Source organism: Winogradskyella ouciana (genome assembly GCF_009709615.1).
Lineage (GTDB): Bacteria > Bacteroidota > Bacteroidia > Flavobacteriales > Flavobacteriaceae > Winogradskyella > Winogradskyella ouciana.
In genome coordinates, this window is record NZ_WJYA01000008.1 from 1 (window position 1) to 13,079 (window position 13,079).

Here is a 13,079-nt window from a genome sequence, read left to right on the forward strand (position 1 = left end):
CGCGTTCTTGATGCCCAGGTCGATCTCTGTTAATCCGTCTGGCACACCGTCGTCGCATACCTCAAGTGGCGTCGGTGCCACTAAGGTTGGGAGGGGATGAGCTGTAAACTGTACAATGTTACTATTAGGACATGCTCCAGAAGTGACATACTCTATTGAATATGTCTCACCTGGTGTACCATTAGTTACATTTCCTGCATTAATATCAATAACTGCAGCATCTGTAGGTGCCGGATTAAAACTAAAAGTTCCTCCTGTTGCGCCCGTAATCGTCACGATACCTCCATCACAGGTAGGATCTACGGTAAAACTTGCATCATCAATTGGTAAAGCGTTAAAAGAAACTACTTCTGTATCAGAACAAGTTCCAGCAGTTGTGTATGAAATAGAATATTGAGCACCAGGAGTACCATTGGTTACATCACCAGTATTTGGATCAATTACAGCTGCATCTGTAGGTACTACATCAAAACTAAATGTTCCACCAGTTGTTCCATTTATTGTCACAGTACCACCATCACAAGTTGGAGTTACCGTAAAAGAGGCATCATCTGCAGTAATTACCGTTACATTTTGAGTTGAAGATTGTGGACAGTTACCAGCTGTGGTATATTCAACTGTATAGGTACTGCCAGAAACTCCATTTGTTACTGTACCTGTGTTAGCATCTATTATAGCAGTATCCGCAGGTATAGGGTTAAAAGCAAAAGTACCACCAACATCGCCAGTAATATTAGCTGTTGCACCATCGCATGTTGCCGTTAACGTAAAACTCGGATCGTCTAATGTTAATACATTTAGTACTTGAGTACTAGATGAAGGACATATTCCTGAGGTTACGTACTCTATAGTGTAGCTATCACCAGGAGTTGCATTAGTGACCTCACCTGTATTTGGGTCAATCATTGCAGCATCTGTTGGCGGAGGATTAAAACTAAATGTTCCTCCCATATCACCAGTAATCGTCACTGTACCACCATCACAATTTGGTGTTACCGTAAATGAAGGATCATCTTCAGAAATAACACTGAAGGTTTGAGCACTTGTAGCTGGACATGTTCCGTTAGTAGTATATTCTATTGTATAGGTTGCACCAGAAGTTCCGCCAGTTACAAGTCCCGTGTTAGGATCAATCACCGCTGAATCTGTTGGCGCAGGATTAAATGTAAATGTTCCACCTGTTGCTCCTGTTATAGTTGCGGTTGCGCCATCACATGTTGGAGTAACGTTAAAAGACGCATCATCCCTTGGGTCAACAATTAAATTAAAAACGGGATTAGCTGAGGCATTATAGCAATTAGAATCTCCTACACTTTCGACCCTCACATAAATTGGTTGAGGATTAACTGTATTAGTATAATTTAATGCTAAGGATCCAGTATTAGCGTCTGCATCTGCAAAGCTTAAATGATAGGTCACGTTAAAATCTGAAGCTGCTTGTGGACCTAAGATTCCTGCTGTTTGTGTACTTAAATCAAACTCTTCAAAACCATCATTAGAAGCATCATCACAAAGCACTAAATCTGGAACCGGATTAATATCTGGTTGACCTGCTACATTTAACGTAAAAGGTAAAACCTCATAACATCCTGAATTTAAATACTCTACTCTGATGTAAATGATTTCTCCATCAGTTCCGGAGTAATTATTTAATCCTGTTATTGCACCTGTATCAGCATCCGCATCTGGTTGAGAATTATGATATGTTACAACTAAATCGGTTGCATTGGTTGCACTAGCTGTTACAACAGCAGTATTGGTTTCTAAATCAAAAATATAAGGTGGTGAACCTGTATCACAAACAAACAAATTATTTGGTGCTTCTGTTACTATTTCCGGTAGTACATCAATACATACTTGTTCTGTGTATTCACATCCAAAATCATCAGTAACACGATACGTATAGCAAAATTGACCGGCTGTTGGAGGCTCAACCGTAATAACATTTCCGGTAGTATTTGTAATTGTTGGATCGGGATCCCAAGCTTCAGAAGTAATTGTTGGTGTAAAGGATAATTCTGGCGGCTGTAAATTTGGATCAAATTCAATACTCCACGAAAATATGTGACCATTATCCAACCCAATATTATCCACAACGCGAATAGTCCAGTCGCCATTTAGTGGTGATCCAAGTAAGCCATTTAACGGATTAACTGAACTGTAACTACCAGCAGGCACAAAAGAATCTGTATATGTACCTGGTCCATCCCCATTAGTAAAAGTCCCACCTGTTTGCACGCCACCTACTAAGGTTGGAAAACCACCGTTAGGCACAAAACAATAGTCATACCCTATACCAGGTGTGGTATTGGCACTATTCCCATCAACTCCTCCAGTAGCCCAAGGTTCGCCCAAGTTTGCACTACCACCTCCTTGATCATGCATTCTAACAGTTTGACCATTAGGTGAAATTATTTCAATATCTAAATCTCCTAAATATGAATGTTCCATATTTAGACATATACTTACTAATTGATTTACATCAGTTAGTGTTTGAGCAGAATCATAACAATCGACAGTGACAGAAGTTTCATAAGTCACTCCGTTGCCATCAGGTAGAAAGGTTACACCACTTACGGGAGGTGTACAATCGTTTATAAATTCTGTAGGAGCAACCACACCATCAATTGTTGTAGTTTCGCCAAAACATAACGTCGATTGCGCTGCAGCTGTACCTGTAAAGTCAGGTTCAGTAGCCACTTGAATCACCTGATTAATTAAATTATTATTAGAACATCCTTCTGGATCTTGTGAAGTATTAGCATCATTAATATTTAAATTCACAATATAAACTCCTGGTGTTGGGTAAGAAAATGTAGCTGTCTGACCTGCAATTGTATTACCATCACCCAAATCCCACTCGTATGTTGCACCTGTACCATCAACAGAAAACGTACCGCTACCTGTTAATGTAATATCCTCATTTGGGCATACTCTAATATAACCATCACCATTTGGTGCTGGTGATGCGGTATCTATTTGAGAATTAATAGTTTGACAAGGAGTTAAACAAGAAATCGTAGCTGCCCACCCACTTGCATTACCACTTCCGTTAGAGGTATATTGAATGGTTATACACCCAGAAGTGTTATCTTGGGTAGCTTCAACCATTCCTGGTCCTGTACCGCCTGAAAAAATCCCGAACTGTGGTTCCGCAGTTGAATCACCATTAAAGATGGTCATTTCATCCTGATTTAACTGCGTATTGAATTCCGTAAAATCTAGTTGAACCTTTTGACCTGGGTTTTCTGGACAAATGGTTAAGGTAAAATCCTCATCATTTCCATAATTGCCGAATTCACCACCCGAATCATAAAAAACGCCACTACATTGATTAACTGTTCCCGTCTGCATATTTACATCTTGAGCTATCACTAGCAATGAAAACATTAAGGAGGTTATAGTAATTATATACTTCATATTTATTTTTTTATTGATATTGGGACTTTATAATAATGTAATAGTTGGTATTATCCACGTGATACATTGCCGATGCCCGAGAATAAAACTCGAAATTATATTTCAATGGATTAAAGGTGCTAGGGTTAAATGTTTCGTCTCTTTTTAAATCCGAAACAAAACCATCACACAATGAGACTTCAGAAAGTTTTGCACATTGTTTTATACTGCCTTCATCAGTAATAAGTTTAATGACAATTCTATTCCTAAGAAGCTGCTTCATACTTTTTAGTCTATGAGGCTTACTAAAAATATATTTGTCGGCATACTCGCCATACACCTCAATTATTTGAGCGCGTTCTTTAGCTGTTAGTGGTAGTTTAACATTATCTTCAAACTTTGCTAGAGGTAGAGGATTTTTTTGTTTTGTTTGCTGCCCAAGTATGGACATAGGCAAAAGTATTACAACAAGAATAGTTAGTAATTTCTTCATAGCTTAACCGTAATTTTTAGAGTTTCGAAAATTAAGAAAATTTTAGGAAAACCGTTGTTAATTCGTCAATGTTATTGGCATTTTAACGGTTTTACTTATATAACAAGTGTAATTATAAAACTCCTACCCTTTTAGTACTATATTTATTACGTATCTTTGCAACTTCATTTTAGAGATTGATTAATAATTATTTAACTATGAAAATCGATAACGATTTTAATGATATAGACGCTTTGGGAGACAACCACGTTGGTTCGTCTAGTGATACACCTATGCGATCGGATGCTTTTAAGCTTTCTAATGAAGAAAAGGTTGATATCATTAAAGATGACGTAAGACACATTATGGAAACCTTAGGATTGGATCTAAATGATGATAGTCTTAAAGGTACACCTTCAAGAGTTGCAAAAATGTTTGTAAATGAAATTTTTGGTGGCTTAAATCCTAAAAAAAAGCCAAGCGCTTCAACGTTCAGCAACAAGTATAAATACGGTGAAATGCTTGTAGAAAAAAATATTACGGTGTATTCTACTTGCGAGCATCATTTATTGCCTATTGTAGGTAAGGCACATGTCGCATACATTTCTAATGGTAGCGTTGTTGGACTATCTAAGATGAATAGAATAGTCGATTATTTTGCCAAGAGACCTCAAGTACAAGAGCGTTTAACCATTCAAATTGTTAGAGAACTCCAAAGGGTATTAAACACTGAGGATGTAGCCTGTGTTATAGACGCCAAGCATCTTTGTGTTAACTCTCGTGGCATTAGAGATGTTGACTGTAGTACTGTAACTTCAGAGTTTGGTGGTCAATTTAAAGAGAAAGAAACACGACGCGAATTTTTAGACTATATAAACTTAGATACCCACTTTTAGTTTGTTTTATCTAGGGTAGTTCTTTAGATTTGTTTATTCACTTTTTTTGAATTTGCACAACATGCCTCTATACGAAAATCAACACATAAAAATTTACAATTCTCTTTCTGGTGAAAAAGAAGGTTTTGTTCCAATAACAGCTGGTCATGTAGGCATGTATGTATGTGGACCAACGGTTTATAGCAATGTACATTTAGGTAATGTAAGAACCTTTATGTCTTTTGACATGATTTTTCGCTACTTTAAGCATTTAGGTTACAAGGTGCGCTATGTACGAAATATCACTGATGCTGGGCACTTAGAGAATGATGATGATGTTGGTGAAGATAAGATTACAAAAAAAGCCAGGTTAGAAGCTATTGAACCCATGGAAATTGTACAGCGATATACTGTAGATTTTCACAATGTACTTAATACGTTTAATTTTTTACCACCAAGTATAGAGCCCACGGCAACTGGCCATATCATTGAACAAATAGAATTAATAGAGACCATTATCGATAATGGTTTTGCATACGTTGTCAATGGCTCAGTTTATTTTGATGTTCACAAATACAATGAATCCAATACGTACGGAATTTTAAGCAAGCGCAAATTAGAAGATTTAATTCATAATACAAGAACGCTTGATGGGCAGAGTGATAAAAAGAACCCTCAAGATTTCGCACTTTGGAAGAAAGCCGAACCAGCTCATATTATGCGTTGGCCATCCCCTTGGAGCGACGGATTTCCTGGTTGGCATTTAGAATGTACTGTTATGAGCACCAAATACCTGGGAGAACGATTTGATATTCATGGTGGAGGAATGGATCTAAAATTTCCGCATCACGAATGTGAAATTGCACAAAACCAAGCTGCCAAAGGACAAGATCCCGTTAAATATTGGATGCATGCCAATATGTTAGAGCTTAATGGATCCCGAATGAGCAAATCGACAGGTAACTATATAAATCCGGCTGAGCTATTATCTGGTGACAATGATATAATGTCTAAAGGCTACAGCCCTATGGTTGTTCGTTTCTTTATGATGCAGGCGTCATATAAAAGTGTGTTGGACTTGACTGATGCTGGCCTAAAAGCTGCCGAAAAAGGATTCCATAGATTGATGGATGCCATTAACCTCATTGATAAATTAACAACTAGTAGCTCATCTTCATTTGATGTGTCTTCATGGCAACAGAAATGTTATGATGCTATGAATGATGATTTTAATACTCCTATTTTAATAGCCCATTTGTTTGACGCCGCTAAGTTTATAAATCAGATAAAAGGTGGAAACGCTACTGTTACTTCGGATGACTTGGAGTTACTAAAAAACACCCTCAATACATTCACCTTTGATATTTTAGGTTTAACGACGGCCACTAAAGACAGTTCTAGTTCAGACAAGCTTACTGCGGCTGTTGAGATTTTGATAAAGCTTAGAAAAGAGGCTAGACTAAATAAAGATTTTGCTTTATCTGATAAAATCAGGGATGAACTCGCTGAAGTTGGTATTCAACTCAATGATAGTAGAGAAGGTACTACGTTTACAGTTGGAAGCTAATTGTTTAGATGTTAAGCTGTTGATTTGTTTGTTGTTGAGTTGTTTGTTCCGATTTATATAAGTACTTTTTTTAATTGTAAATTGGCATAATTATCACAAAAACCATTGATCATGCATGTTTACTCATTTGAAAAATTGACGGTATGGCAAGAGTCCATTCAACTTGCCATTAAGACTTACAAAACCACTGATTTGTTTCCTAATGAAGAAAAATTTGGTTTAACCTCACAAATGCGAAGGTGCTCGGTTTCAGTTTCATCGAATTTAGCAGAAGGAACTTCAAGACTGACGAAAAAAGATAAAGCGCATTTTATGACAATTGCCTATAGTTCCGCGATAGAATTATTGAATCAAGCTATAATTTCCAAAGAACTGAATTTTATTTCTGAAACCTCCTTTTTAGAGATCAGAAAATATATAGAATCTGTCACTAATAAAATTAATGCACTTCGCAATAGCTTCTTAACAACTTAACATCTAAACAACTAAACATCAAGAAGATTCTCACATATCCATTCCTTTTTCTCATCAAAGTTTATCAAACACTAATCTCACCAATTACTCCTGCTACATGCAGGTATCAACCAACATGTTCTCATTATGCAAAAGAAGCATTAGAGGTTCATGGTTTTTTTAAAGGTGGGAAGTTAGCACTGAAACGTATTTTTAGTTGTCATCCATTCGGTGGAAAAGGTTACGACCCAGTACCACCGAAAGAGGATTAATATTACGTTAATCTCATTTTCAATCGTATTCAAAATAGTATATTTACAGCATAAAGAAAAACTCATATGTACTCACTACAAACTCCTTGGGACCCTATAAAATCTATTGATTTAGGCTTTTTTGAACTGCATTTTTATAGTGTAATGTGGATTATTGCCTTTGTTTTAGGGTTTTACGTTACCAAGCGTATTTGGAAAAACGAAAACGAATCTAGTGACTCACTCGATTCTCTATTTATTTATTCCGTTTTGGGTATTATGATTGGTGCCAGATTGGGCCATGTTATCTTTTATCAATCTGAATTAATTTCTGAAGATTTCTTTAGCATCTTTTTGCCTTTTAGTTTTAAAGACGGCATAAGGTTTACAGGCTTTCAAGGATTAGCGAGTCATGGAGCAGCCATAGGAATGATAATTTCCATGTATCTCTACAACAAAAAGGTATTGAAGAAGTCTGTGATGTGGATTTTAGATCGCGTGGTTATTCCCGTAGCATTAGGCGCGGTATTTGTGCGACTAGGAAACTTTATTAATTCTGAAATTGTAGGTATAAAAACGGATAGTGCTTTTGGAGTTATATTTCTACAAAACAGTGAAAATTTTGCTCGTCATCCTGCACAATTGTACGAAGCATTCTGTTACATTTTTGTGTTTTTAATCCTTTTATATTTCTATTGGAAAACTAACAAATCCAAACAACAAGGATTCCTTTTTGGGTTATTCTTAGTTCTACTTTGGACAGTAAGGTTCTTCGTTGAATTTTTAAAGGAGCCGCAAGGTGATGAAGATTTAGCCGCGTTTTTTGGTGATATCCTTAACAATGGTCAACTATTAAGTATTCCATTCATACTGATTGGTTTGTATTTTATGTTTTCTTATAAACCGAAAAGAGAATTGAAATAATGAATAAGAGAATCATATATACGTTCTTGATTATCTCATTTATAATGGTGTTTGGCTGTAAAGAAGAGAAAACAACCAAGACCAAAGACAAGGTTGTTCTTAATTTTAAAAAGGAAGGCACTTTAGACTTCATAAAAGCAAATTCTGATTCCATTGTAAAAACCTTGGATATTGAAATTGCAGATAACGACTACGAAACCCAAACCGGTTTAATGTATAGAACTGAACTTGGTACCAATCAAGGGATGTTATTTATATTTCCGGATTCTCAATTGCGAAGTTTTTATATGAAGAACACCAAGATTCCACTTGACATTATTTATATAAACGAAGATAAGACCATTGTAAGCTTTCAAAAAAATGCTAAGCCTTATGATGAAACTTCTCTTCCTTCTAATGCACCTGCTAAATATGTCTTGGAAATCAATGGTGGCCTTTCAGATAAGTGGATGCTTAATGTTGGTGATGTGATAGATTTTAAAACGTTGTAGCGATTTTAAAATTTATCACCTTAATGATATCCTATTTTAGTAACTATTAAGGTTACACATCCTATAACAATCATGGTAAATAATAACCTTAACTTCTGATTTTTACATAATATTATTCCACATATAGCAAGTAAAGCCATAAACGCTGTCTCAAATCTAGCACACAAAATACCTAGAATCATTATAGAAAAAAGGATATGCGTTAATGCACTTTTGGGTTTAAGCAATAACAATATTGCTACAGAAAACTCCATGATAACAGTAAGCCATGCATAGACTATACTAATCTTACCTAAGTTTGGAATTACATCTTTCATAACAACACTTTTGCCCATATTTGGGTCTGTATTATGTAGCGTCTTTAAGAGTTCATAATTGCTTTTTGTTACCTCTAAACTTTCTGAAAAGAAATTAATAAAAAAGCTGAATAGAGTGCCTCTATTTATCATATAGTAATAAAATTCGCCACTCATAAACTGGCTAGACTCTAGTTTTTGAACAACAGAAGCTAATATTACAACAACTAAAAGAATCTGAATATTTTTTTGAAGAATATCACGTCTCTTATGATACGTGTAAAATATGACCGCTAGCACCATAAAAACTAACATAAAATGGTGGTTAGCCATCCATATATATGAAAATATAAGGTCAATGAAGAGAAACATCAATGGCACTATCCAAACAATTGGATATTTTATTTTATCACGGAACAAAAACCAACTCAATAGTCCTACAAAAAGCAATGGCACCTTCCATAAAACATGTCTCTGAGCCATAATAAAAACATAAGTACCAAGCACTAAAAGTAATAGCTGAATAGCCAACGTAATGTGGTTGCTCAATTTATCTCCTATATATGACCAATACTTTTTCAGTGCTCTTATTTTTTATAATAAAGTTCTTCTAATAAAACTCTGGTGTACTTACCATCTTTTGAATTAATAGTTGGTTTCCAAACTTGAATGTGTATACTATCTTTATTAGTTGAATTTAAGACCTGCTTAGCAGCTTCCTCTAAGTTTTTCTCATTGGGCATTAGTTTCAGATACCGAAATGATTCATTTATGCTGTTGTTAGCAATTAAAGAATCTACAGACATACCTGTTATATAGATTTGATTACCCTGATAATGTATTTCTGTGTACATGCCATAACCGCCACCTTTCCATCTACTCAAATTATTTATGTGAACATTATAAAGCTGAACCACTATAACAACGATTGCAACGCAGGGAATACCATATTTCAATAAGAGTGCTTTTGAAGTATTTGCCATTTAACTTAATTGAATCACTAAAATAAGGAATTAGTATTCCTTTTTATAAAATAAGCTACAATACATTATGTAAGCAAAAAATGCCTCTCATTTCTGAAAGGCATTTTTATTTTATAATCGCACTTCGGCTGTTCTTACGCTAAAGCTTCAGCGACACGCGTGCGCTCAGTGTAACGTTAACTTTATCTTTAAGACTTATTCCTCGTCTTCTTCTTTAACTTTCTTCTTTAAAGATTCTGCAGCATCACCTTTTTTAGCCGTATCGTACATTAATGGTGTAGCGATAAACATAGATGAATATGTACCTACCAACACACCAATGATTAATGCAAATAATAAACCTCTTAATGAGTCTGCGCCAAACATAAACATTGCCAATAATACCACTAAGGTCGTTACAGACGTGTTTAATGTTCTACTTAATGTACTGTTTAATGAGGCATTAATGGTTTTACCAAATTCCCAAGATGTGTGCTCATTTAAGAATTCTCTAATTCTATCGAACACAACAACCGTATCATTCAGCGAGTAACCAATTACAGTTAAGATTGCCGCAATAAAGGCTTGGTCAATTTCCATACTGAATGGCATAAACTTCCATGTTAATGAGAAGATTCCCAATACGATTAATACATCATGGAAAACAGCAGCTACCGCACCTAATGAGAATTGCCATTTCTTAAACCTGAATAAGATATAAAGGAATACAACTACCAACGATCCTAAAACTGCCCATAGTGATGACTTCTTAATATCATCTGCAATTGTTGGACTTACTTTACTCGAAAGCATTTTACCGATTTTTTCATCACCAGAACCATCTTGGAATTCAGCATAGCTCATTCCATCTGGTAAATAAGGCTTTAAAGCTTCAAACAATTTAGTTTGTACTTCCTCATCGGCTTCTACAGAGTTATCTTCAACCTTATATTTGGTAGAAATCTTTAACTGATTCGCTGTACCAATAGTCTTTATCTCTGCACTTCCGAATACCGCTGGATCATTCAATACTGATGAAATTTCCTCAGTACTTACGGGCTGCTCAAAGCGCACTTGATACGTTCTACCACCAACAAAATCAATACCTTGGTCTAATCCTGTTGTGAATAGTGAACCTAAACTTGCTAAAATTAAAACACCAGAAATAACATAAGCAATCTTACGCTTCTTTAAGAAGTTGATGTTTACATTTTTGAAAAGGTTCTTGGTCATTGCCGTAGAGAAATCTAATTTTCCTCCTCTATTTACCCACCAGTCAATTAATAAACGAGTGATGAATATTGCAGTGAACAACGATGTTAAAATACCTATGATTAAGGTTGTTGCAAAACCTTTAATTGGCCCTGTACCAAATACAAATAAAATTAAGGCGGTTAAACCTGTAGTAATGTTTGCATCTAATATTGAAGATAAGGCATTGGCAAAACCGTCTTTAATAGACTCTTTTTGCGATTTACCTTTAGCAATCTCTTCACGTATTCGCTCAAATATAAGTACGTTCGCATCCACCGAGATACCAATGGTTAAAACAATACCAGCAATACCAGGTAATGTTAACACGGCACCTAAACTTGCTAGTACACCAAAAATCAATAGGATATTGAGCAATAAAGCAACGTCGGCAAAAATACCAGCCTTACCATAATAGAATATCATCCATAGCAATACGAAAGCCAAGGCGATAAGGAATGATTTCATCCCACTATCAATAGCTTCTTGTCCAAGCGAAGGCCCTACTTCATCTGCCTGAATAATCTCAGCAGACGCAGGCAATTTACCAGCTCTTAAAACATTTGCTAAATCCACTGCTTCTGTTAGTGAGAACGCTCCAGAAATTTGAGAGTTACCACCAGCAATACCTCCTACTTGAGACACACCAGGGGCAGAATACACAATATCATCTAAAACAATAGCGATATTACCATCTTCTTCGTTTGCTTTTTTGGTCATCTCTTCCCAAATCTTAGCACCTTTCGCATTCATTTGCATACTTACAGCTGGTCTACTGATTTGGTCGTAATCTTGTCTTGCATCCGTAATCACCGCACCACTCAATTGAGGTACACCATCTCTATTACCTTTAATGGCATATAACTCTGCAAACTCAGAATCCTTTTCTTGTATTCCCCATACAAACTTAGCATAACGCATTTCTGCAGGTAACTGAGCTCTATTCTGTGGCGCGTTAAGAGCTGCGATAACTTCCTCTTTGTCTTTTGCCAAGAATCTTGCAATCACAGGTCCATTACCTGGAGATTGAATACCTAGTGGGTTAACATCGGCAACGTCAGTTGAATCTGTTTCTATTTGACCCGTTAATTCATCAATAGTATTGGTTACGGAATCTTGCTCAACCTCAGCAGTTTCAGTAGTTTCTTCAGAATCTTCTTGAGCAGCCTCTACCAAAGCTTGGTTAACCTGTAAAACGTATGGGAACATTTCTTCTGCCTTATACGTTTCCCAAAACTGTAATTGTGCTGTTTTGGTGATGATATCTACAACACGCTTTTTATCTCTAGCACCTGGTAATTCAATTAAAATACGACCAGAGTTACCTAAACGTTGAATGTTTGGAGACGATACACCAAAACCATCAATACGATTACGCAATACTTCAAAAGCGGAAACGATAGACTCATCTATTTTACGCTCTAATACAGTTTTCACCTCATCATCAGACATATCAAATTTTATGTCGTCACTTAAATCTCGGTTCGCAAATATATCAGGCGACGCTAATTTGGTATCTCCTTTTATGGCATCAAATGCTCTAAAAAATGATTCTAAATACGACTCTTGTGCATCTTTCTGTAGTTCTTCAGCATCAGCTAAAGCTTTATTAAAAACAGGATCTTTACTGTTATTAGCTAATCCTTTTAAAATATCCTTAACAGAAATTTGGATAATGGCATTAATACCACCTTTCAGATCCAGACCCAATTTCATGGCATTGTTTTCAACCTCACTATAGGTGTATTGCGACAAGCCTAAGTTATATACTTCAATAGGCTCAAATTCATCACCTACTTGAATTTTTGATGTCTTTAATGAATCTAAGTAATCAATCTCAGCTTGTGCTCTTAAGTCTTGATAATTCTCTACCGATTCATCATATTTTGCTACAGCAGCCATTTGGGCTTCATCTTCTATTTGGTTGGCCTTAAACGTGAAGGACAATTGGTAAATACTTACCAAACCAAACAAGAGTGCAAACAATTTAATTATTCCTTTGTTTTGCATTTTATTATTGTTTTATGTCTAATTTTTAACGCGCAAATATAGAATTTACACCCTAATCAGACAATTGATTTTTATATAAATAGTTTTTTGCTTTTCAATTGATAAAAGCGATTGTGAAAAGAGTGGGA

11 protein-coding genes are annotated in these 13,079 nt (G+C 35.8%); 6 read left to right on the plus strand and 5 right to left on the minus strand.

Translation table 11 applies throughout. From position 1 onward, the window contains the following. Positions 1 to 3,420: FIDD domain-containing protein (locus F1003_RS12865; protein WP_155089847.1), on the minus strand; the 3,420-nt coding region annotated here is incomplete at its 3' end. 10 nt (positions 3,421 to 3,430) lie between these two features. Then, positions 3,431 to 3,892: a hypothetical protein gene (locus tag F1003_RS12870; RefSeq protein ID WP_155089848.1), complete on the minus strand. Its 462-nt coding sequence runs from the start codon at positions 3,890 to 3,892 to the stop codon at positions 3,431 to 3,433. A gap of 197 nt (positions 3,893 to 4,089) precedes the next feature. Between F1003_RS12870 and folE the strand changes: the two genes are divergently transcribed. The 6 genes from folE (at position 4,090) to F1003_RS12900 (ending at position 8,432) form a co-directional block, all read left to right on the plus strand. Beyond that, entirely contained in the window at positions 4,090 to 4,767 is a 678-nt protein-coding gene (gene folE, locus F1003_RS12875) for a GTP cyclohydrolase I FolE (protein ID WP_155089849.1), read from the plus strand. Between the two features lie 61 nt (positions 4,768 to 4,828). Then, entirely contained in the window at positions 4,829 to 6,313 is a 1,485-nt protein-coding gene (gene cysS / locus F1003_RS12880; protein ID WP_155089850.1) for a cysteine--tRNA ligase, read from the plus strand. Between the two features lie 111 nt (positions 6,314 to 6,424). Then, positions 6,425 to 6,787 (plus strand): four helix bundle protein, encoded by a 363-nt coding sequence (locus F1003_RS12885; protein WP_155089851.1) that lies wholly within the window; start codon positions 6,425 to 6,427, stop codon positions 6,785 to 6,787. A gap of 17 nt (positions 6,788 to 6,804) precedes the next feature. Then, positions 6,805 to 7,038 carry a membrane protein insertion efficiency factor YidD gene (gene yidD / locus F1003_RS12890; RefSeq protein WP_162306985.1) on the plus strand — a complete coding sequence of 78 codons (234 nt, stop codon included), beginning with the start codon at positions 6,805 to 6,807 and terminating at the stop codon, positions 7,036 to 7,038. A gap of 66 nt (positions 7,039 to 7,104) precedes the next feature. Further along, positions 7,105 to 7,941: a prolipoprotein diacylglyceryl transferase gene (gene lgt, locus F1003_RS12895; RefSeq protein ID WP_155089852.1), complete on the plus strand. Its 837-nt coding sequence runs from the start codon at positions 7,105 to 7,107 to the stop codon at positions 7,939 to 7,941. Then, positions 7,941 to 8,432 (plus strand): DUF192 domain-containing protein, encoded by a 492-nt coding sequence (locus tag F1003_RS12900; protein WP_155089853.1) that lies wholly within the window; start codon positions 7,941 to 7,943, stop codon positions 8,430 to 8,432. The genes lgt and F1003_RS12900 overlap by 1 nt, the downstream gene beginning before the upstream one ends. A gap of 20 nt (positions 8,433 to 8,452) precedes the next feature. Here the strand turns inward: F1003_RS12900 and F1003_RS12905 are convergent, their stop codons facing one another. The 3 genes from F1003_RS12905 to secDF form a co-directional block, all read right to left on the minus strand. Beyond that, complete coding sequence (locus tag F1003_RS12905) at positions 8,453 to 9,259, minus strand: hypothetical protein (RefSeq protein ID WP_155089854.1); 807 nt, start codon at positions 9,257 to 9,259, stop codon at positions 8,453 to 8,455. 56 nt (positions 9,260 to 9,315) lie between these two features. Further along, the gene (locus tag F1003_RS12910; protein WP_155089855.1) at positions 9,316 to 9,711 is read right to left on the minus strand and encodes a hypothetical protein; all 396 of its coding nucleotides are present in this window, start codon (positions 9,709 to 9,711) and stop codon (positions 9,316 to 9,318) included. Positions 9,712 to 9,906: 195 nt separating this feature from the next. After that, positions 9,907 to 12,951, minus strand: a complete 3,045-nt coding sequence (gene secDF, locus F1003_RS12915) for a protein translocase subunit SecDF (protein ID WP_155089856.1) — start codon at positions 12,949 to 12,951, stop codon at positions 9,907 to 9,909. Positions 12,952 to 13,079: the final 128 nt, after the last annotated feature.